Origin of the sequence: Mucilaginibacter gossypiicola (genome assembly GCF_900110105.1) — a bacterium.
Taxonomy (GTDB): Bacteria; Bacteroidota; Bacteroidia; order Sphingobacteriales; family Sphingobacteriaceae; genus Mucilaginibacter; species Mucilaginibacter gossypiicola.
Genome location: NZ_FOCL01000001.1, coordinates 452,613 through 475,335, shown reverse-complemented (window position 1 = coordinate 475,335; position 22,723 = coordinate 452,613). Strand labels below are relative to the sequence as shown.

Sequence of the window (22,723 nt, the reverse complement as noted above, 5' to 3'; positions counted from 1 at the left end):
ATATCTGTTTGTCGGCAGGGGCTTGGACTAATCGTTCTAAAAGATCGGTTCTTATTTGAAATAATGCATTTGTTTTGACGCAGGGATCCGAAATCCAGCAAGGACAATCAGGAGTTATACATTTTACATTTGGCATGATAATATGGTTTGATGGTTAATTAGATGTTTTACCTTGCAGATTCCATTGAAGGGTTAAAAAACCAAACAAGTTTGGTTTTTTAAGGTCATATTTTAACGTAACAGGCAGCGTAAATTCTTTAGTAATATGAAGACTAAATACTGCGTCAAACTTGAGTGTGTTTCGTTCTTCATTTGTATACAAAACCTTATTTGTTATCCAGTTTTCTTCCAAAGCAAACTCCATTTCAAACAAGGGATTGTTCTCCTTATCGTTAGCCAGAATTTTATTACCCCCAGCATAGATTCTAATAAGGTTTCTACCTAACCCTTTATTTGACATGGTATCATGTTTTAAGATATCGTTAAACTGCAAATCTAAAAACCATGGTTTTTCCGATTTTTTTCCTATTCCAACAAGGTATCTTAAGGCAAAATTAGTGCTATCAAGTGTTTTAGTGTTCCATTTATATTCCGGATTCACGCTTAAAGTAAGCAGGCTTTTCATGTCAAGTTGCTTGGCTTTCTTATCATATTGCGTTTGTAAATCTTTTCTTGCGGACCCTATCAGGCTATCTCTCAAATCTTGTATGCGCTTTGATAAGTCTGATAAATTATGAGATGTTCTAAATTTTTCATTGGAACTTTTCAAGTCGGCTTCCATTTGGGAGGCTTTTTTGGGGTCCTGCTTTTTTATTTCGGCGATTTCTGCTCGATAGATGCCTTCGGCATTAGCATTTGCATTTCCAATTCTTTTATCTATCAAAAAAAAATCATTAAAGAAGTTGTGCTCACTTTTATCGCGATTATTAATAATTGCATATTTAAATCCGCCTGTTAATATGTTAAACCCTCCACTTTTACCCTTATCAATACCCAGACTGTATTCAAAATTTCTTGCAAATCGCCCGGCTTTACTGGTGTAATAATTGGATAAATCCAGGCGACCATCTTTAAATAGATTGAATGTATTAAACAAAGTTGATTTGAATTGATATCCGCCTCCATTTAATGTCGTAACGGTTGATTGAAAAAATTTGGTCAGAGCCTCATAACTAACACTCGATTTGGTAGGAGTATTTGCTATTGTTCTCGTTATAGCATCGTTTTCGTCCGGCGATGTTTGTTGACAGAGTGCCCTACTTGCTATTGAGAATAGCAACATCACTATAAGATAAACTTTTTTCATGATATGGTTTAGCTAACGGTATAAGATTTAATGAAACTATCAATAATATTTTGGTCAAATGTGTTATCATTTGCAGAAGACAGGACCGTTCCGTGGGCATCCCGAACTTCAACCGTAATTTTCCCTCCGTTTGGCGCATTACCAGTAACTACAATGCTTTGGTCTCCTAAAACCTGATTTACGGTAAAGGATTGAGTATCTCCGTCATCAGAATTAATGCACCTTCCACTACCCATACTTCCCTGAAAATCAAAAAAGCAAATCCCGCCTCGGCCATCAAAAAACTTTACTATAAATGTGATTGGTTTAAAACCGCCTTCATCTCCCATAATTGCTCGTACATATTTAAGTTTTGGAGATGAAACTACATTAGCGCTACTTTTTAACCATTGCGACTTTGGTGTTTTTCTTCGCTCTCTCCTACTGCCAATGTGCGCCCGCATACTATATTTCAGCACTTGGTCTGCCGGGTATTTCTGCTGCCAGCCGCTTCCGGATTCAATATCATATACACCGATATAACCACCTTTTAATAATTCAAAAGGCTGTGTAATATGCTTACCGTAATCAAATTGAGTACCGGGTAAATGAAATTTCTGAAACCATGATGGAAATACGAAGTCAGAAACTTTAATGCCGTTAATCAGGTAAGCAAAACTGTCATCTTCGCAGGCATCACAATTTTCATAAGCATACAGCACGCCGGTACCGGCTTTATTTTCAACAAAAACAGTTAAGTTGATATCCGGGTCACCCAGCATTTCAAGCAGTTCATGACTTGCCGTTACCGACCATGAAGTGCCGAACTTAAGATCTGTACCGGCAAATACTTTGCCCAATGGCAAGCCTTCGCTGGTTAAATCGTGATAGCCTAATGCGCCGGCCTGGTCTGAGTTGTCTAAAATGATCAGCTGCCAGGCCCCAGACGGCAAAGCCCCTTTCGGATAAAAAGTTATCTCTGCATCTATTCCCCAGGCTGGGGCAAAGTGCTCGTGTACCTGTATCTGTAAAGCATCTACAACTGCCTGAACTTGTTGATCTGTTAGTCCAATAAATTGATTTTGGACGGCTATTTTAATGCTGCTCATCGCTTTGAATATTAAAGAGTTAATGATTGAAATTTTATTGAAGTAAAGTTAGATGACCAGTGATATGCAGGTAAAGAGGAATAATCCCGATAATGAAACCGGAAATTTCCGGTACTCAAATAAGGCTGCGGTATTTATAATTGTACTGGCTTTTAGATAAGTAAAAAGCTATGCTAACGTCTTTGAAATACGGATATATATTTGGACATTAGAACAGCATATTAATGGATGTTTAATATGCATTAATACAACCTAATACCATCTGAAGTCACATAATATTTCCATGAAAATAACGATAGGTATAGCCGACGATCAGCAATTATTTTTGAAGTCTTTATCTAACTTAATAAGCTCCTTCAATGATTTTGAAGTTGTTATTGAAGCATTAAACGGAGAGGAGCTGTTAAAGGATATTGGGATACTTAAAACCTTGCCCGATATCATATTAATTGACGTGCAAATGCCGGTAATGGATGGCCCCACAGCCGTTGCTAAAATTGCTGCGGGTTATCCTTCAATAAAAACGGTGGCACTGTCGATGAAAGAAGATGACCACTCTATTTTGAGAATGTTAAGGGCGGGCTGTTCGGCCTATTTGCTTAAAGACCTTCATCCAAAAGAACTTGAAAGAGCCTTGTTAGAGGTTCGGGAAACAGGATATTATAACAGTGATACATTAAGCGTGCATTACAGACGCTTGCTAAGAAAACAGGACAGTAACGAAATTACGCTTACAGACCGTGAAAAAGCCTTTTTAAAATTAGCATGCAGCGATTTCACTTACAAAGAAATAGCATCAAAAATGTTTCTTTCAGAAAAAACGATTGATGGCTATCGTGAAGCGCTGTTTGTAAAGCTAAATGTTAAAAGCCGTACCGGGATGGCATTGGAAGCTATACGACAGAATTTGGTGGTTTTTTGAATAGAGAAGTATCGTTGCGGCCCTTGTAAATACACCAGGATGATAATTAATTAACCCTTAAACAATAAAAATTAAAACAATGGCCAAGACTAAATTAGATCCAACCGAATTTGCCATTCAGGTGGGAGCAACCTTCGATTTCCAGGAAAACGGAACAATTGTAAAAGTTAATTCAGACGGTACTATTGCAATTACATTGAACTTCGTATTAAGCCAATGTGCAACATGTGCGATTAGAACTTCGGGAGATATTAGTGATATTAATACTGCTGTGTTTATAAAGGATAGTGCCAATTCTTTAAATTTAGGTGGCGGCTCTAAAGTGAAAAAGCTGTCACTTGGGGAAAATGTAACAACAGGCCAGTTTAGCCTTGGAACTGATAGAAATGATGTTTTTTTAATTACAGAAGCAACTAAAGGCCGACAAGGAGGCAGTTAACAGTTAGATAAATATACTATCTATTTGCGGATCGATATATTTTAGAAACTCGCGCCAGTTTGGTAACTCTTCTAATAGCTTGTCGGATAATACATTGGCTTTTACGTTGGCATAATCGCTGGGATGCATAATTTCTTTACAATTTTGTATTGGAAAAAAAAAGCTATAGCCTGTGGGAGGCAACTTAATAGTTACAAAATCATCAATTTTAGTATTAGAGGTAAACAAATTATTGGGGCTGTAAATATCCGAACCGCTTGATGTCTCTATAACAATGGAACTCTTTGAAACAGCCTGATTAAAAGCAGCAATCTGACTTGTAAACATTTGTGTTAGTTTCTGCAGATCTGAGTTAAATTGTTGGTTAGCCGAATTAATGGCTTTTATCCAGTTAACTATATCGATCATCATAACAAAACCGCCGGTAAAGTCGAAGCATACGGATCTTACATATTTGAGAAAATATTTCATTTCTGTATCTACTGCACTATTCTCTTTCAGCTGATCGATTAGTAAATCGATCAGCCCTTCCAGAAGCTCTTTATGTTGAACAAGTATGCTTTTGTTACCGGTTGTTTTACTTAAATCAACGGCGAACACTTTAAATAATTTAAGTACACCGGGTTCAGATCTATCGAGCATAACAGCTTTTGATTTTGAATAAGAATTATCTAATGTTGTTACACATGTTCTGGCTAATTCAGCAGGTTCAAGTTTGTTACCGGCGAAAGCGCTTATTTCTGTAAGGATGTCTTTTAAATTATAGCCTGGTAAATCAATGCTACCTTGAGGAGCAACCAGGCATTTAACGCTATCCTTAAGTGTATACATGGTATGCAAATTCATCATCCAGCAGTTGCTCATTAATAAAACACCAACCCTTTTTCCGCATAACCATAGCTCGAGACATTTATCCAACTCGCTGTTTGTTAAAATTTCCGCAGCCGTTGGCTCAACGTCCATCTCATTTTGCAATAGTCCATCAGATAAAATGGCCGTTTTTTGCTGTTGAAACAACGAATGCCCGGTGTCCGCATTTGCGCCTGCACCGATAAATCTGATCCTGCTGACTTTATCATCATATACAAACCCGCTTTCACTCTCTAAATAATACTTAAGTCTTTGTTCATTTTCCGGGCTGTTTCTTATCTTTATTAAAGTATGGCCAACCTGAATAGTGGTATGAGTAGTTGCAACTTGTTTGTTTTTTAAAAAACCATGCGTGTCTTTTTGTTTAACCCGGTTCCAAAACATTTTAATGAATGGATATTGGAATAAATCCCGGTCAATCTCAGTTCGAACTGTATTGTTATTAAGTACAGGAATTTCTTTTCTGAAGATCCCAAATGCCGAACCATGATCCCAGGTAATAAGGAAAACTTCTTCGTCGGGTTTAACATTTGTTTTTCGTAGTATATCTGCCAGTTGCTCGGCTTTTTGTAAAACAAGGTTTCCGTTTTCATCCGCTTCATTATCCACTAACTCACAGTTTTTTATACGGTTGCCTAAACCATTCTTTTTAGCCTCAATTGTGAAAAATGCGGTTGTATTATATGCTTTATTCCCCAATGTGTACTTTATGTTGTTCATGATAACAAACATCCTGGTTTGCTTATTATTGATGGGTGTAGTGATAATATCCCCCAGCATGCTATTAACCATAATTTTCATTCTTTCAACCATAGAAAGCTTTTCATTTGTGGTAAAATCTGCATAAATTAGAAAGACAATTAACCACTTATTACATTGATTTTCAGGAAAATTTTCCATATCAGAGTTTTATTGTTACTTAGTTTAGGTACGAATTCGATTGCGCAGCAAAAAGTCAGGGTGTCTCTGGTGAAATATGGGCAATCCGATGGATTATCAAGCTACAATATACAGCAAATTATCAAAGATAAAAATGGATTTCTTTGGGTAGCTTCACAAGATTGCTTAACCAGGTTTGACGGTAAATCTTTTTTATCGTACACCCAACAATCTTTACCAAAACACCGGATATCGGGCCCTGATGTACGTAAAATAATTGAAGATACCATACATAAAGCGTTATGGATTTTACCAAACAGAGATCAATTACATGTCATAAATACCACGAATGGAGATGTAATTAAAAATATATCTATCCCGAATTATGCTAACGACGATTGGAACATCACCATGACAAATTGTGGAAATAATTTATGGATAGGTTCCTTTCGGGGGTTAAAAATACTAAACACGAAAAAATGGCAATTTATTCCCCCTCCAAAAAAGATTCAGAACCACTTTATAAATTCCGAAATCAATTGTATTGGACGGGATAATTTCAATAATGTTTGGGTTTGTTATACCCGCTATGGCATTGTTATTTATAACGGAACCAGTCTGAAAAAGATAAAGGAAATTAAGTTAAAAGACCTCGGAGACCGTTTGGGACGCAATACTATTCGCGTAAACGACTTTACGCTGGTCAATAACAATGAAATTCTGTTTGCCACTGATCAGGGTTTGAGAACGGTTTATTTCGATAGATTTTACTCACTAACAGTTGATAATAATCCTGTTAAAAATTTAAAAGTATTAAATAGTTGCCCAATAGATGCAATAAAAGCTATTCGGCATGATGATATAATAATTTCCGGCAATGGCCATTTATATCAATTCAATTCTGCTTTGAGTAACTATGTTGTTTATGACGAAAGTATCGGCGATGCAGAAAGTAAATGGATCAACTACGTGCAATCAATTTACTTTGATGGTGACAAGATTTGGTTAGGTTGTCAGCAAGGGATTGGGATGATGAAAATTATTAGTAGTCCTTTCGCAAAATATTATTATGATGAAAAAACAGGAAACAAACTTGAGCACATGCGCTCGATATGTGTGTTACCTAATAAAGACATTTTATGTGGTTTAAGCAGCGGATTAACTTTGGTAAATCATGGGGATAATAGTTTTACCACGTTAGACAGGGCACACTTGTATCACCATATTTTCTTTTTAGGCAACAACATGGCTTTCCTTTCCACAAACCAGGGGATGCATGTACTGAAAAAAAAAACTATTAAATCTATTGAAAGCATTTATCCAGAGTTGAAAAGTTATAAAGCACATGTAGTCAATAGCCATGTTTTTGTGGGGGATTCGGTGGTAATAATGGGTACAGAGTGCGATGATGGCATTTTAATTTGGAACTATAAACGACACTACGTGAAGAAAATTGACACATCTTCATCGCCCGCTTTGGCTTCCAATACGGTTAATAATATTTATCATGACAAGATTGGAAATTTATGGGTATTATCAGATAAGGTTATAACGGTTATCAATGCTGATTTCACTATTTCAAAAAGCCTGGATTTTGCTTCGGAAAGAAAATATCCAAAGCTTGACTTATTTTTCGACATGTGCGAATTCAATCGCAGTTATTGGATCGCATCTTATGGGAATGGGCTTATCCAAATAGATGACAAGTGGAAAGTCAGGAAGCTTATCAGACAAAAAGACGGGTTATCCAACGAAGGAGTTTATAACATATTTAATATCAGAGACTCAAGTTTGCTAATTACGTCTAATAACGGACTTTCGTCCTATAATATTAAAGCGCAAAAATTCAAAAATTACTATATTGAAAATGGATTGCAATCGAACAGCTTCGAAGAGGTAACTGCTACGGCTTATCATGATAAAATTTACGCCGGAGGCATCAATGGCTTTACAGTGATAGACCCTTCTAAGTTGCTTGTAAATAAAATCCCTCCCATCCTCTACCTTGCTAACGTCGAAGTAAAGTTAGACAATGGTCAAAATCTTGTTAATACAAGCCTTGACATAAAGACGTTAACGATTCCCAATAACTGGTTGCAAATATCGATATCATTTACCGGAATCAATTTTGAAGATCCGAAGCGGGTAACCTATAAATATCGTATAAAGGAAATTGAAACCAACTGGATAAATAATGGCCATCGCGATCTGATAAATATTATAGGCCTTCCTCCCAATACCTACACCATTGAACTAAAGGCGGCGAATGAGGATGGTTATTGGAGTTATCCTAAAACACTCATTGTAAAAATTGAACCCAAATGGTTTGAAACTTGGTTTTTTAAACTTGCAATGGTAGTATTAGGTGTAATAATTTTAAATGCCTTTTACCATTATCGCATTAAACAAATTAAAATCCAGCAACAAATAAGAAGGGACATTGCCAATGACCTGCATGATGACTTAGGCAGCACATTAAACTCAATTAAAATATTTACCCACCTGGCTATCGAAAAGAAACAAAATATCTCCTATTTAAAAGAAATCGAAAAATTGATAACCAGTACTACAGGTGGTCTGCGGGATATGCTTTGGGTTTTAGAAGATTCGCGGGATGATATGAACGAACTATTAGATAGAGTTAAAAAGTTTGCTACCCCAATTGCCCATGCCAATCAAATAAAATTAGAATGCTACATTGAACCTGAGCTCGGCAACCCCAATATATCAAAAACGGAAAAAAGGAACCTTTTATTAATAGCAAAAGAGGCAATAAACAATTCCTTTAAGTATGCTGAATGCCAAACAATAAAAGTCATAGTCAAACCAGGGACTAATAAAAAGATTCTATTCTCAATATCAGATGATGGGTTAGGGTTTGATATCTCCAATAAATCAAATGGCTACGGCCTAAATAGTATGAAAAACAGGGCCGAGCAAATTAATTATGTGCTTCATTATAATTCATCTCCGGGCAGTGGGACCTTAATAACTGTCGAAAAAAAGTAATTTTGAAAACCGGATCTATTTTGAGAAAAAATTAATTATCTAACATAAGAACTAATCCAATATAATCTTTCGCTACCTCCGGGCACTTTAAAAATAAAAACCGCTCCTAATCCAATTAGCAGCGGTTTTTATTTTTACACATTCCCCGGCAGACAACAACTGTCTTCCCGGGCAACACATGAATCCATCGCGCGATTTATGAAACTTTGATCACGATTTTACCAAATGCACCTTTTGCCAGGTGCTGGTAGGCCTCAACTGCGTCTTCAAATGGATATACTTTTTCAATAACCGGCTTGATATTATATTTATCAAATGCCTTGTTCATCTCTTCAAGTGCTTTCAAATGGCCAACTGCAATGCCTTGAATTTTGGTTTGCTTAAAAATCACAGGCATTAGGTTCAGCGCAGTGGTTTGTCCGGCAAGAAATCCAATAACTGTAATTTGTCCGGCCACCCTGGTTGCTTCAACCGAATCATTCAAACCTTCGCCGCCAACAACTTCTAAAATATGGTCGGCTCCGATGCCATTGGTTAGCCTGTTTACCTCTTTAGCCCAATTGGGTGTTGTTACATAGTTAATGATCTCATCAGCTCCAAGTGTCCTCGCTTTTTGGCCTTTTTCATCACTGCTGGTAGTAACAATTACGCGGGCGCCCAAAGCGTGGGCAATCTGAATTCCAAATATTGATACCCCGCCGGCACCCTGTAATACAACCGTTTCCCCGGGTTGCAGGTTGCCATGATTAACAAGAGCAAACCATACGGTAAGGGCTGCGATTGGAAGCGTAGAGGCTTCTTCGTCAGTTAGTGAAGCAGGTGCGGCTACCGCCGACTCTGCTTCAAGGATCATATACTCGGCCAGGCCTCCGGGTAATGGTGCCCCTAAGCAAAATTCCGGCTCATTGTGAGCGGGCTTACCGTCCATCCAATGAGAGTAAAGGTGGGAAATTACCCGGTCGCCTACTTTAAACTTCTGTACGTCAGTTCCAACAGCTACCACAGTTCCGGCAGTATCCGAAACAGGAATAAATGGAAAAGGAATCATTTCCGGTGAATAAATTCCATCAATAATAGCTTTATCGCGAAAGTTGAGTGACACAGCGCCAACTTTGATCAATATTTCATGGGTTTTTGGTGAGGGAATTGCAACCTGGACCAATTTTAAGTTTTCTAAACCGAAAGCGTTTGATTGCCATGCTTTCATCGTCGATTTTTCTTTTGACATATTCTTGTTTTTATAATCCAAATTTCCTTGTTATTTAAATCATAAAACAGATTCAGATTTTACAAAAAAAATGAGATCAGTTTGTGATAAACTATTTTTTTCTGTCTTTTGTGTATTTATTTTAATGCTTAATTATCAAAATCATGCCGGGTAGGATATTTCGATACGAGCAAGTGGCATCCAAAATAGAGGAAACCATTAAAATGCTCGATTTGCAACCGGGCGATAAAGTGCCGTCGGTTCGCCAGGTAAGCCGTGAGCTGAAAGTGAGCTTAAATACAGTTTTTCAGGCTTATGCTATACTTGAAGCGAAAGGTTTAATTTTTTCCAAACCAAAATCGGGCTATGTAGTCAATGTACCGCCCAGAACATTAAATGCGCCCCATTTAAAGCAAAACGCGGCTTTGCCGGCGGTAGTTGAAATAACCGGGATGGCCGCTGCTATGATGAAAAATGCAAAAGAAAACGGAATCGTGAACTTTTCTATTCTGGCGCCGGTTAATGAACATTTACCGGTAATCAAGCTAAATAAGTATGTTACGGCCGCTTTAAGTGAGACAAGAAACGAAAATTACCAATACCCATTGGTTGACGGTCATCCCCGGTTATTGAAACAAATTGCCAGGCGCGCGTTTGAATGGCCCAATAGCATTGACCAGCAACATATACTTGTTACCAACGGCTGCATGGAGGCCATTAACCTTTGCCTTGATGCAATTGCCAAACCGGGCGATATCGTCGCCGTAGAATCTCCAACTTATCATGGGATTTTACAAAGCCTGGAACAAAGAGGCCTAAAAGCACTTGAAATAGGTATCGATACGCAAACCGGGTTACGTTTAGATAATCTTCGTGCGGCAATTGCCAATAACAATATATCGGTCTGCATTTTTATGCCCACCTGTCATAACCCAACAGGTTGTGCTATGCCTCAGTCCAATAAAATAGAACTGGTTAATTTATTGGGCGAACACAATATTCCCCTTATTGAAGACGATGCATTAGGCGAATTAAATTACCACGGGAATAATCTTCCCGCAAAGGCGTACGACACATATGATAATGTATTGTATTGTTCATCCTTCTCAAAAACACTTGCACCCGGGTTTAGAGTAGGATGGGTTTCTGCCGGGAAGTATCATCATGAGCTCGAAAAATTAAAATTCGGCTCAAATATTTCAACAAACGGTGTGCTGCAGGATGCTATAGGCAGATTTTTGGAAAGCGGACAATATGACAAACATATCAGGAAAATGCGCCTGTCCCTTCAGTCGCAAATGGTAAAGTATGTAGGCACTATTTCAGGCTATTTCCCTAAAGAAACCCGCCTCTCCATACCACAGGGAGGGCTAAGCGTATGGATTGAATTACCGATAACAACAGACGCTTTTGCGCTGCAAAAAGCGGCACTGGCTAAAGGCATTGGTATATGCCCCGGTCATATTTTCTCAGCTTCCAACATCTATCACCAATGTATTCGCATTAACTATTGCCCGCTATGGAACAATAAAATCGACAATGCCATAAAAACCATAGCGTCACTTTTGAGTTAGTTGAGCATTCAACTCACCCCAGGGTTGGCTATATCCAGCACCGTTCTGCCCTCTATCTCCCCTGCTTTCATTCTGTCAAATACCTGGTTAATATCATCCAGACTGGCGGCATGAACAGTGGCTTTCACTTTACCGTCTAATGCAAATTCAATAGCTTCCTGCATATCTTTCCTGGTGCCAACAATAGAACCTCGAACAGTGTACCGGTTTAAAACAGATTCAAAAATCGGCAGTTCAAAATCACCCTTAGGTAACCCGTTTAAAGCGATAGTACCTTTTTTCCTCAATACCGAGATCCCCTGTTTAATAGCAACAGGCGAAACCGCTGTAACCAACACGCCATGCATGCCTCCCGTGTGTTTTTTAAGGAATTCTTTGGGATCCTGCTTTAGGGCATTTACCGTTAAGTCGGCACCCAAATCCCTGGCCAATTGCAGCTTGTCATTAGCTATATCAATTGCAGCTACATGCATGCCCATAGCCCTGGCATATTGAACAGCGAGGTGCCCTAACCCGCCAATACCCGAAATAGCAATCCATTCGCCGGGTTTGGCTTCGGTTTCTTTTATGCCTTTATAAACTGTAACACCCGCGCAGATGATAGGCGCCATCTCCATGAAGTTTGTATTAGCCGGAAAATGGGCTATATAACGTGAATCCGCAATTAAATACTCTGCAAAGCCACCATCTACGCTATACCCCCCGTTCTGTTGCGAATCGCAAAGCGTTTCCCAGCCTGTTATACAAAATTCGCAGCATCCACAGGCGCTGTATAACCACGGCACTCCTACTATGTCGCCTTCCTTAACATTTTTTACGTTACGGCCAAGTGCGGCTACATAACCAATGGCCTCGTGTCCGGGTATCAGCGGCATTTTGGGTTTTACAGGCCAGTCGCCCTCACAAGCGTGCAAATCGGTGTGGCATACACCGCAAGCAATAACTTTTACCAATATTTGGTTTTCGCCCGGTTCTTTCACAGGCATTTCCTCTATTTGAAGCGGTTGACCAAATTGATGGATCACCGCGGCTTTCATTGTTTTAGGCAGCATATCTTTACTTTTATAAATGATAATGAACGATTTACTTTTTGGCGGGAAATACTAATAGCGGAATATTGAGGCGACCAGCCATTTTCTCGCTATGACTGCTTTTCAATAACCGGTGGACGAAACTATGTGGCCTGTGCACCATTACCAGCAGATCAACCTGTCCATGCTCACATAGCCAGCTCAAACCAGCCTCAACCTGGCTGTTGCGGACGCTGCGATAATAGATATGCGGATAATTGGCTTTATTGGATACTTCTGTCATGAAGTTGGCAATGGTTTCCTTCAACGCTTCGGGTATTGTTTCGCCATCATAAATATGGGTCAGTAAAATTTGTGCGCCTAATGTTTTAGCAAAGGGTATTAAATGAAACAAACTCTCCACATCATTTTTCGGATCGGTAAAATCTGTTGCGAATGCTATTTTTTTAAGCGGTGCGAACTGCGTTTCGGGCGAGATGAGCATTAAGGGTTTAGTGGTGGCTTCAATCATATTTTTGCTGTGGTTACCCAATAAAAAACTGCTCATCCCGTCGCCGTGGGTACCCATTACCACCAAATCAACCGGGTGGCTTTCCACATAACTTTCTACAACATCAGTTACAATGCCCGATTCGTTTTTGAGCGTGATTCCGGGCTTGAACCCGTCAGGGTGGTTAGTCATTTCTAAATCTGATTTTAAGTTTTCGAGGCCGGTAGTACTGTCCAGCAGCAACAGTTCAAGATCATCCATTGGCCATACTATAGTGCCTGATTGAGGCATTTCGGCAGGAACAATAACCGCATTACAGAGTACGATGTTAGCTTTGATGTGTTTGGCCAGGTGATAGCCATATTCAGCAGCATGCCTTGCATTAGCTGAAAAATCGGTAGCAACAAGCAGTGTTTTCATGTTTTGAGTGTGATTGTTTTATACCACAAAACTGCCTGTTTTTACAGGCGAAAATAATGACTGCGGTCACCATTCTACGTGACCCTAAGCCCAATATAGCCTGTATCACAACCTAATACCTGGATCTACATTTAAATACCTGGCTTTTGTTTATTCACCCTCATATATTACGCCAGATGCCGGTGTCTCTTTCAATTCTATCTTTCTCAATCCGGGCAATAAGGGTTTTATTTGCCGCCAGATCCAGATAGCCAAAAGCTCGGCTGTCGGATTTTCAAGCCCTTCTATGCTATTTAACAGGGCATGGTCAAGCATTCCGATCACCGGAGCGGCGATTGCCTTCAGGTCAGAAAAATCCAGGATCCAGCCCTCCCGCTCTAATATTTCGCCGGCAATGTAAAGGGTAAGATGATAGGTGTGCCCATGTAAGTTCCGGCATTTGTGGCCCTCGGGAACATGCGGTAAAAAATGGGCGGCATCAAATGTAAAGTGTTGGTAAATGATCATAAATAAGTTAGATAAATAATAACGCTGTAAGGTTAGGCCAAACTTATTGATGATCATGTGACCAGGGTCGTTTGCGATAGTAACCTTTATCATTGTTTCATAAGGGTATTGCAACTAATCGTTTTATTATCCTTTATGGCAATGATAAGCATCAGCAAACAGGCTGTTTGCCATCATGGCAGCAGTCACGCACTGCCTATAGTTTTGAGCCATAATTCAAATCCATATATTATGAAAACTTTAAAACTATCTGTATTGACTATCTGCCTGTTTAGCGCGTTAAACAGTTTTGCCCAGCAAAAAAATGAGTGGGATATTCGCTTGCGGGCAGTAGGTATATTACCACAGGAAAGTGCCAAAATCGGTGTTATAGGTGGCGATATCAATATCAGTAATGCATATATACCCGAGCTGGATATTACCTATTTCTTTGCCAAAAACTTCTCTGCCGAACTGATCCTCGGTACCTCAAAACATAAAGTAAAAACACAGGGTTCAAACCTTACGGCCATAGGTGGCGGCTCCTCCGCCGATGTTAACCTTGGCAAGGTATGGCTGTTACCACCAACCTTAACTTTGCAATACCATTTGCCGACAGGTATAGCATTTAAACCATACATCGGCGCAGGTGCAAATTATACCATATTTTATAATGCCGATAAAGGTCCCGTTGTGCAGGCGATAGATTATCAAAATAAATTCTCTTTTGCAGCGCAGGCTGGTATTGATTATGACATCACTAAAACGGTATTCCTGAACATCGATATCAAAAAACTTTTCCTTAATACCAACGCTACGGTCAACGCCGCTAACCTTACCCCGGGCGGTAATCAGTCGCTGGCCCCGGTATTAAAAAACATTAACGCCGACGTTAAGATCAGGCCATGGGTAGTAGGTGTAGGAGTTGGATACCGGATCAAGTAGTGTCCGCCCAGTCCTTATAAGGCAATTTTGAAAGAGCCGGGCAATTGTACCCCGGCTTTTCTGCTACCTGCATAATAAACTTTATGATATCAATCAATTAAAAAAGTGACGATGGTCATTTTTTTTAAGCAAGCTGATCGCTACTCTTATTACATGGAACAAATCAATATAAAACAAACCACTCCTCTTCACCAGGAATGGCTGCGGAGGCTTGATTTTTATCATTTTGAGCTATTTCTTATCCAGGAACAACTGGACGAAGTAGCAGAGGACTGCATAGATGGCGATATCTCAGAAAAGGCCGTGCATTTTAAAGATCGGCTAACTATCCGCAAAAACGATATAGACAGATTGAGAAACCGGATCCGCGAAAGTCTTGCTTGCCTGGCGACGGAAATAATGGATGAAAGCACTATTGAATACACGCTTCAGGTGTTCGGAACTTTAAATCAGGAATGCCTGTCACAACAGCAATCAATTAATGAATTAAAAAAAGAATTCGATCATTTTACCGCCGAGTTAGTCTAAAGTAAACCCGCTCGTAAGTAAAAAACACAATCAAAAAATGATCAAAATCACTTTTTAAACTGAATGTGATTATTCCTCACTTTCCGCCAGGTGATGATATTTGACTGACCTGATAAAGCGGTCACGGGGTAATATGGAAAGTGCAGCATTGCTGAATGCAATCATCGAAAATGCTATTGATGGCATTATAACAATTGATGAAAGAGGGTTGATTGAATCGATCAACCCATCTGCATGTAAGTTATTTCAATATACCCCCGGCGAAGTCACCGGCAAAAACATATCGGTACTGATGCCGCCACCCGATAAGCACCAGCATGATGAATACATTAACAGGTACCAGAACACCGGCCGCGCGCATATCATTGGCATAGGTCGCGAAGTTACAGGGTTGCGGAAAGACGGCTCACTGTTCCCGTTTCGCCTCGCAGTAAGTGAAGTAAAATATTCAGGGCGAAAAATATACACCGGCTTTATACATGATATCAGCCGGGAAAAAGAAGCCGAGGGCCGGCTCAAAGAATACGCCACCCATTTGGAAGAAGAAGTACAGGAACGTACCCAATCACTGCAGCTATCCGTAATTGAACTTCAACAAGCTAAAGAAGAGGTTAGCTTATCGCTCGAAAAAGAAAAAGAGCTCGGGCAATTGAAAAGTCGTTTTGTTTCGATGGCCTCGCATGAGTTTCGTACCCCCTTAAGTGCGGTGCAGCTGTCTGCTTCACTCATCGAAAAATATGCAGGGCATATACAAAGTCAAAATATCAGCAAGCACGTTAATAAGATCAAAAATGCCGTTGGCAACCTTACCACGATCTTAAACGATTTCCTGTCGCACGAAAAACTGGAGGCCGGTCGTGTTGAGCCTTCCTTAACATCTTTTGACCTGGTAAAGCTGGCCGAGGAAATCACTGAAGAAATGCAGCTGATAGCCAAAAAAGATCAGAACATCATTTACCAGCATACGGGTAGCAACAGCCGGGTTAATCTTGATTTAAACCTGCTCAAAAATTGTATTATCAACCTTATTGCTAACGCCATCAAATACTCCGGCGAAAATACTTTTATTGAATTTAATACCGAGATCGGCAAAAACGGCTGTATCATCACCATAAAAGATAACGGCATAGGCATCCCCGAAACAGATCAGAAGCATTTATTTGAAGCTTTCTTCAGGGCGCACAATACCGGTAATATTCCTGGCACCGGCTTAGGTTTACACATTGTTGCCCGTTACGCCCGCCTCATGAATGGCAGTGTTGCGTTTAAAAGCAGCGTTAATAAGGGCACCATATTCACCATTTCATTTCCCGAACAATGAGCAAAAAGATACTTATAATTGAAGACAACAATGATATTCGCGAAAACGTAGTTGAAATACTGGAACTTGCCGGTTACAGCGTATTTGAAGCCAGTAACGGCCGCGCCGGGGTTGACCTTGCTTTGAAAAACGTTCCGGACATTATTTTATGCGATATCATGATGCCGGAGTTGGATGGCTATGGCGTGTTGTATATGCTGAATAAAAATCCGGTAACCGCCGCTATCCCTTTTATATTTCTAACTGCAAAAGCCGAGCGGGTTGACCTGCGCAAAGGCATGGAAATGGGTGCAGATGATTACCTTACCAAACCATTTGATGATATGGAACTGCTAAGCGCGGTTGAAAGCAGGCTCAAAAAGAAGGAAGCCCAGCAGCTCTTTTACAGCAGGTCGCTCGATAATTTAAATCAGCTGCTATCTAAAAACAAGGGCCTGGCTGAATTAAAGCGCATCATCGAAGAACGGCGGGGCCGCCAGTTTAAGAAAAACCAGGTTATTTATTATGAAGGCGATAAAGGGAACGGACTTTATTTAGTAATAAAGGGCCGAATAAAAACTGTAAAAATGGCCGAAGACGGTCGCGAACTGATGACCGGAATTTACACTGCCGATGAATACCTGGGGATCCATTCGCTCCTATCTAACGAAACCTATAGCGAAACTGCAACTGCATTGGAGGATAGCCTGCTATGCCTTATTCCTAAAGACCAACTGGATGAGCTATTGAATTTATACCCCGAGGTTGGGCGCGAATTTATCACGCTGCTGGCCAACAACATCCGGGATAAGGAGGAACAGTTGTTGCAACTGGCCTACCACTCTGTCAGAAAAAGAATGGCCGAAGCTATGCTCCGTCTCCATAAACAATACACCAGTACCATTGACAGCTTTAAAATATCAAGAGAAGACCTTGCAGCAATGGCAGGTATGGCTACAGAAACAGTAAGCCGTACACTATCCGATTTTAAAGATGAGGGCCTGATAGATAAAAAGGGCAGCGTAATCACCATCCTTGACATCAACAGGCTATCAAAGATGAAAAACTGATCAGCATCACTTTTTGGGTTGATGAGGCTCATTCGGAACTGGCTTTTTTAACCTAATTTTACTCCTGATAAATCATTGCAAATGAAAGCGGTAGCCTATAGTATCAAGCCTTTTGAAAAGGAATTCCTGGCAAAAGCCAACCAAAAAAAGCACGACATTACGTTAATATCCAACGCCCTTGGTCCCGACACAGCCGTGTTTGCCGAAGGCAAGGATGCAGTCATCGTATTTACCAATGACGATGTTTCGGGCCCGGTAATTGAAAAGCTTGCAGGCTTTGGCGTAAAACTGATCATCACACGTTCAACCGGCACAGATCATATTGATAAACAAGTCGCTGCTATATATGGTATCAGTGTATCAAACATCCTCTCCTATTCGCCGCAGGCTATAGCAGAGCATGCTGTTGCACTTGCATTCGCGCTAAACCGGCAGATCATCAGGGCTGATGCACACAGTCATCATTTCGATTTCAGGAATGATGAGTTGATGGGATTTAACTTCTCTGGTAAAACTGTGGGGCTTATAGGTCTTGGTAATACAGGCAAAGCAGCGGCAAAGATATTCGATGGCCTTAGCTGTAATGTTATTGCTTATGATCCTGTATTCCCCGCAGATGCTGTAAACATAAAATCGGTTACTTTAACCGAACTGCTTACAACTGCTGATATTATTTCGCTTCATTTACCACTTATACCCGCTACCAGGCACCTTATTAAAAACGAAACCATCAGTTTCATGAAAAACGGGGTGATGCTCATCAATACTTCAAGAGGTGCGCTTATCCGCACTACCGATGTTATAGCAGCACTAAAAAGCGGCAAGATTGGCTACCTGGGCCTGGACGTATATGAGTTTGAAAAGGGTTTATTTTTTGAAGATCATGAAGATGACCTTGTTAAAGATCCTTTGCTGCATAGTTTATTGAATTACCCTAATGTGCTGATTACTCCACATCAAGCTTACTTAACCAAGGAGGCACTACAGGAAATAGCAGACCAAACTATCCGTAATCTTGATGAGTGGCAGCAGAACAAATGTTCTGGCGAAGCTTGTGTATGTGCCAATAGTTGCAGGAATAATACCATCCACTCAACACTTTGAGATTTTTAATTTATGGAACAATCACTTACAGCCAAATACAATGTGGCTGCGCCCCGCTATACCAGTTACCCAACCATGCCCTATTGGGGTACTAACGCATTTAATAAAAGCGAATGGATTCAAACAGTAAAACGTTCCTTTAATGAAAGTAACACGCAGGAAGGTATCAGCATATATATTCACTTGCCTTTTTGCGAAAACCTTTGCACTTACTGTGGCTGTAATACACGTATCACCAAAAATCACCGGGTTGAGGAACCATATATTAAAGCCTTATTGCTGGAATGGGCTATGTATAAAAATATTTTCGGTAAGAAGCCGGTTATTCGGGAGATTCATCTTGGTGGTGGTACTCCTACATTTTTTAGTCCGGCAAATCTAAAAATGCTGATCAGTGCTATTCTGCTTAATGCAGATATTCATCCGGATGCAGGCTTTAGTTTTGAGGCGCATCCGGCCAATACTACGGTTGATCATTTACAGGCCTTATATGATCTTGGTTTCAGGAGGCTAAGCCTCGGCATCCAGGATTTCGACCCCAAAGTTCAGTTCATCATTAACCGCCAGCAAAGTTTGGAACAGGTGCAGGCTGTTACCGGCCAGGCGCGGCGCATTGGTTATACCTCAATCAATTACGATCTGATTTATGGTTTACCCTTGCAAAGCTTACCCGGTTTGGCCGCCACCATGCAACAGGTGGCCGACTTGAGGCCTGACAGGATTGCCTTTTACAGTTACGCGCATGTGCCATGGATAAAACCAGGTCAGCGTCGTTTTACCGAAAAAGACCTGCCGGATGCCAGGCTTAAAGCTAAATTATATGAAGTTGGACGTTCGTTACTGAAGCACTATGGCTATGTAGAAATAGGAATGGATCATTTTGCCCTCCCCGGCGATGAGCTGCTATTAGCCGAACAAAACGGCAACCTGCATCGTAATTTTATGGGCTATACGCATCAGCATACGCAATTATTGGTTGGCTTAGGAGTGTCATCCATCAGCGATTCACAATACGCTTTTGCCCAAAACGTAAAAACGGTTGAGGAATACCTTGAGCTTGTAAAAAATGGCGAACTACCCGTTTTTAAAGGCCATATCTTAACCAATGATGATATGATCATTCGCAGGCATATTCAGGATATCATGTGCAAAGGCCAAACCACCTGGAACCATCATACAGAACCCTGTGAACCGCTGTTTGAAGGGATTGAACGCTTGCAACCTTTAGTCGATGACGGATTAATAGAGCTTAACTCCTGGGGCTTAAAGGTAACGCCTGAAGGCAAAAACTTTTTACGCAATATTTGTATGGCTATTGATGCGCGCTTATGGGCTAATAAACCGGCTACGCAGTTGTTTAGTATGGCGATATGATTACTCTAAAAAGCCACAATTGATGGTGATTTAAAGACCTGCCATCTCCAGCACGTCATTGCGAGGTACGAAGCAATCCCCGATTGGCAGAGCCGCTCTGCATAGTTTGGGATTGCTTCGTACCTCGCAATGACGCTTTTTGTGTATAAATAATTCCTTAGATTAATAATAGACTTATTATTCCTCATTTGCATACCTCAATACCAGATGATTGCTTTGCCGGGCTCAAATAAGGAATATTCAAATTCAATCCCCGCAAAATAAACCAAAAGCCGAGACAAACCATCAGGTAAGGCATTGTCCTATTGATCCTACGCCTTATTACCGGGCCAACAAAACCCGAGCTAACCGTTGCAGCCAGCATCAGCGGAAAAGTTCCTGTTCCAAACCAAAACATGTAAGCCGCGGCATCTGCAGCCGACGGACTGTTAACTGCCCCCACAAGTGCCAGGTAAATAAAACCACAAGGTAAAAAGCCGTTTAGCACACCAATAACCAAATGCCCGGCCTTGTGCTTTAATGCATATTGCAGCAGTTTATTAATAGGCGATATTATAGTAGGAAAGCCTTTCATTTGTGATAAACGGCGCAGTTTAAATAAACGAGAAAGACCGGCCATAATAATTAGCGCGCCGCTCAGCAAGCTTATCCCCTGCTGCAAACCGTAAAGCCACAATTGTTTCCCTATAATTCCGATAAGCAATCCTAAGAAGGTATAACTAATTACCCTGCCTGTATTATAAAGCAGTTTATCTGCAACAATAAGCCACCAGCGGTTTTGCGAAACCGGGACAGCAAAAGCCAGAGGCCCGCACATACCAATACAATGCACACTGCCAAACAAGCCAATAAAAAATGCAATCTCGTTGTTACTCATTTAATGTATACCTCCTTATGGTACAGGTATGATTTTTTGCCGCTTTCCCATTCAAACGTTAATTGCCAGAGGCCTTTGGCAACGCCTTGCAAATCAAGTTCTGCCGATTTGCTGCTACCGCTGTTTAGTTTAAACGATCTGTCTAACGCCTTATCAGAAGGTCGCATAAAACTTACCTTTCCGGTTATAGGTTCGCTAAAAGTTATCATAAGCCGGTCGTCACTTTGTAACATTACAGGCTCAGCATGATCTTTATTTACCTGTTCTTCACGGTCGTGATCTTTGTTGAAACTCAATCCCTTTTCGTAGTATTGGTGATCGTAATCATCAACCGGTGCGTTGAACATATAGATACACATGCTCAGGATAAACAGCATAAAAGCTGCCATCCCTGCAATAATTCCTTTTCCCCAATTCATTTGCTTAATCGTTTATTGGTCCTATAAAATTGGTACTCACTGTTTGGATAACCCGCTTGTCGGTCATCAACTGTAACCGGATGTTTGTTTTGGCGGTATGGATATGTGATGCAGGCAGCATAACAAAAAACACTATTTTTTCCGTTCCGCCCCCGGTAACAATCGCAGGCGCCTGGATATATTTTATTTTGATGGAAGGGGCGTCGGCCACAATAGTTATGCGCTTGTTTTTATCGGTTTTATTGATGATCTCGGCATTATAAATATTGCTGATATAGCCGCCGGGCTGTTGCTGATAGAGCATACCCGCGCTTCGCATAACCGTCATCTCCATATCGCTGCGGCTAAAAATAAAATAGCTTAATACACCAACCAGAACAGTGATCACGGCAGTATAAGCCATCATCCTGCCGGTAAAAGTTGGCTTCTCTTTAAGCCTGATCATATTTTCTGAGAAATAGCCTATCAGGTTGCGGGGCTTGCCTATTTTATCCATTACCTGGTCGCAGGCGTCAATGCAGGCGGTGCAGTTAATACATTCTATTTGTGTTCCCTTACGGATATCGATTCCTGTAGGACAAACCGCCACGCACAAACCGCAATCCACACAATCGCCTTTCAAATTAAATGGATCAGCTACTTTACTTAATTTTCCGCGGGGTTCACCGCGTACGTCGTCATAAGCTACAACTAAAGTATGCTGATCTATCAATACACTTTGCAGCCTGCCGTAAGGACATATTACTGTACAAACCAACTCACGCACCTGGCTGTAAACCAGGTAAAACACCAGCGTAAACACCCAGATACTGGCAAAGCCTATCCAATGCAGCGTAATTGGTTCGATCATGATCCGGATCAAATTTTCGCTACCGACGATATAAGCCAGAAAAGTATTGGCTATAAGGAATGATACCAGTATAAACAAAGCATGTTTAAGCGTTTTCTTCTTGATCTTTTCCTTAGTCCACGGCCCGGCATCCAGTTTTCTTCGTTTGTTGGCATCGCCCTCAATCATTATCTCGATTTTGCGGAAAACCATCTCCATAAAAATGGTTTGCGGACAAATCCAACCGCAAAAGATCCGCCCGAAGGCTATGGTAAACACCACAATGCAAACCAGGAAAACCAAAGAGGCCAGCGCGAACAGGAAAATATCCTGCGGCCAAAATACCTGGCCAAACAACACGAAATGCCGGTTCATAAAATCAAGTAGCAGCAATGGCTGCCCGCCGACGCGTAAAAATGGTCCGCTGAAAAAGAAGATAAGATAAAAATAGCTTAGCCAGCTTCTCCATTTATAAAACCTGCCCTTACGCACCAACGGATACATCCATTTCCGCTTTTTGCTTTCCTTACCCTCCAATAATCCTTCCATTATTTTA

Annotated in this window: 20 protein-coding genes; 10 read left to right on the top strand and 10 right to left on the bottom strand. The window is 40.7% G+C overall.

The window, feature by feature from the left end; all coding sequences use genetic code 11:
- Positions 1-154 precede the first annotated feature (154 nt).
- Together BMX50_RS01720 and BMX50_RS01715 are read right to left on the bottom strand one after the other, a co-directional pair.
- The gene (locus BMX50_RS01720) at positions 155-1,306 is read right to left on the bottom strand and encodes a hypothetical protein (protein ID WP_091206772.1); all 1,152 of its coding nucleotides are present in this window, start codon (positions 1,304-1,306) and stop codon (positions 155-157) included.
- Positions 1,307-1,314: 8 nt separating this feature from the next.
- A complete protein-coding gene (locus BMX50_RS01715) occupies positions 1,315-2,394 on the bottom strand; it encodes a hypothetical protein (RefSeq protein ID WP_208864622.1) in 1,080 nt (359 codons plus the stop codon).
- 283 nt (positions 2,395-2,677) lie between these two features.
- On the opposite strand from BMX50_RS01715, the gene BMX50_RS01710 reads away from it, so the two are divergent.
- Positions 2,678-3,316 carry a response regulator transcription factor gene (locus BMX50_RS01710; RefSeq protein ID WP_091206769.1) on the top strand — a complete coding sequence of 213 codons (639 nt, stop codon included), beginning with the start codon at positions 2,678-2,680 and terminating at the stop codon, positions 3,314-3,316.
- Positions 3,317-3,395: 79 nt separating this feature from the next.
- Positions 3,396-3,755, top strand: a complete 360-nt coding sequence (locus BMX50_RS01705) for a hypothetical protein (protein ID WP_091206766.1) — start codon at positions 3,396-3,398, stop codon at positions 3,753-3,755.
- Between the two features lie 3 nt (positions 3,756-3,758).
- Here the strand turns inward: BMX50_RS01705 and BMX50_RS01700 are convergent, their stop codons facing one another.
- On the bottom strand, positions 3,759-5,525 hold the full coding sequence (locus BMX50_RS01700) for a clostripain-related cysteine peptidase (protein WP_091206763.1): 1,767 nt from the start codon (positions 5,523-5,525) through the stop codon (positions 3,759-3,761).
- Here BMX50_RS01700 and BMX50_RS01695 point away from each other — a divergent pair.
- Entirely contained in the window at positions 5,502-8,513 is a 3,012-nt protein-coding gene (locus tag BMX50_RS01695; protein ID WP_091206761.1) for a ligand-binding sensor domain-containing protein, read from the top strand. The two genes, BMX50_RS01700 and BMX50_RS01695, sit on opposite strands and share 24 nt — an antisense overlap.
- A gap of 196 nt (positions 8,514-8,709) precedes the next feature.
- Here BMX50_RS01695 and BMX50_RS01690 read toward each other — a convergent pair whose 3' ends face one another.
- Positions 8,710-9,741 carry a zinc-dependent alcohol dehydrogenase family protein gene (locus BMX50_RS01690; protein WP_208864621.1) on the bottom strand — a complete coding sequence of 344 codons (1,032 nt, stop codon included), beginning with the start codon at positions 9,739-9,741 and terminating at the stop codon, positions 8,710-8,712.
- 143 nt (positions 9,742-9,884) lie between these two features.
- On the opposite strand from BMX50_RS01690, the gene BMX50_RS01685 reads away from it, so the two are divergent.
- Positions 9,885-11,294, top strand: coding sequence for an aminotransferase-like domain-containing protein (locus BMX50_RS01685; RefSeq protein WP_091206759.1), 1,410 nt, complete (start codon positions 9,885-9,887; stop codon positions 11,292-11,294).
- 8 nt (positions 11,295-11,302) lie between these two features.
- On the opposite strand, the gene adhP is transcribed toward BMX50_RS01685, so the two are convergent.
- The 3 genes from adhP to queD all read right to left on the bottom strand — a co-directional run bounded on the left by adhP (position 11,303) and on the right by queD (position 13,835).
- Positions 11,303-12,346 (bottom strand): alcohol dehydrogenase AdhP, encoded by a 1,044-nt coding sequence (gene adhP / locus BMX50_RS01680; protein ID WP_091206757.1) that lies wholly within the window; start codon positions 12,344-12,346, stop codon positions 11,303-11,305.
- Between the two features lie 31 nt (positions 12,347-12,377).
- The gene (locus BMX50_RS01675) at positions 12,378-13,235 is read right to left on the bottom strand and encodes a universal stress protein (RefSeq protein WP_091206755.1); all 858 of its coding nucleotides are present in this window, start codon (positions 13,233-13,235) and stop codon (positions 12,378-12,380) included.
- A gap of 150 nt (positions 13,236-13,385) precedes the next feature.
- Positions 13,386-13,835, bottom strand: a complete 450-nt coding sequence (queD, locus tag BMX50_RS01670; RefSeq protein WP_244280807.1) for a 6-carboxytetrahydropterin synthase QueD — start codon at positions 13,833-13,835, stop codon at positions 13,386-13,388.
- 42 nt (positions 13,836-13,877) lie between these two features.
- Between queD and BMX50_RS01665 the strand changes: the two genes are divergently transcribed.
- From BMX50_RS01665 to hemN, 6 genes are all read left to right on the top strand, one after another.
- Complete coding sequence (locus BMX50_RS01665) at positions 13,878-14,666, top strand: OmpW/AlkL family protein (protein WP_244280805.1); 789 nt, start codon at positions 13,878-13,880, stop codon at positions 14,664-14,666.
- Between the two features lie 153 nt (positions 14,667-14,819).
- A complete protein-coding gene (locus BMX50_RS01660) occupies positions 14,820-15,194 on the top strand; it encodes a hypothetical protein (protein WP_143065061.1) in 375 nt (124 codons plus the stop codon).
- Between the two features lie 133 nt (positions 15,195-15,327).
- Positions 15,328-16,515 (top strand): PAS domain-containing sensor histidine kinase, encoded by a 1,188-nt coding sequence (locus BMX50_RS01655; RefSeq protein WP_091206752.1) that lies wholly within the window; start codon positions 15,328-15,330, stop codon positions 16,513-16,515.
- Positions 16,512-17,564, top strand: coding sequence for a response regulator (locus tag BMX50_RS01650; RefSeq protein WP_091206750.1), 1,053 nt, complete (start codon positions 16,512-16,514; stop codon positions 17,562-17,564). The genes BMX50_RS01655 and BMX50_RS01650 overlap by 4 nt, the downstream gene beginning before the upstream one ends.
- Before the next feature lie 81 nt (positions 17,565-17,645).
- Positions 17,646-18,668, top strand: coding sequence for a 2-hydroxyacid dehydrogenase (locus BMX50_RS01645; protein ID WP_091206747.1), 1,023 nt, complete (start codon positions 17,646-17,648; stop codon positions 18,666-18,668).
- 12 nt (positions 18,669-18,680) lie between these two features.
- On the top strand, positions 18,681-20,042 hold the full coding sequence (hemN, locus tag BMX50_RS01640) for an oxygen-independent coproporphyrinogen III oxidase (RefSeq protein ID WP_091206744.1): 1,362 nt from the start codon (positions 18,681-18,683) through the stop codon (positions 20,040-20,042).
- Between the two features lie 184 nt (positions 20,043-20,226).
- Here hemN and BMX50_RS01635 read toward each other — a convergent pair whose 3' ends face one another.
- Genes BMX50_RS01635 through ccoG form a run of 3 tightly spaced genes read right to left on the bottom strand, consistent with a single transcriptional unit; the run spans position 20,227 to position 22,716 of the window.
- A complete protein-coding gene (locus BMX50_RS01635; protein WP_091206741.1) occupies positions 20,227-20,919 on the bottom strand; it encodes a sulfite exporter TauE/SafE family protein in 693 nt (230 codons plus the stop codon).
- The gene (locus tag BMX50_RS01630) at positions 20,916-21,338 is read right to left on the bottom strand and encodes a FixH family protein (RefSeq protein ID WP_091206738.1); all 423 of its coding nucleotides are present in this window, start codon (positions 21,336-21,338) and stop codon (positions 20,916-20,918) included. Before BMX50_RS01630 ends, BMX50_RS01635 begins: the two co-directional genes overlap by 4 nt.
- 4 nt (positions 21,339-21,342) lie before the next feature.
- Entirely contained in the window at positions 21,343-22,716 is a 1,374-nt protein-coding gene (ccoG, locus tag BMX50_RS01625; RefSeq protein ID WP_091206736.1) for a cytochrome c oxidase accessory protein CcoG, read from the bottom strand.
- Positions 22,717-22,723 lie beyond the last annotated feature (7 nt).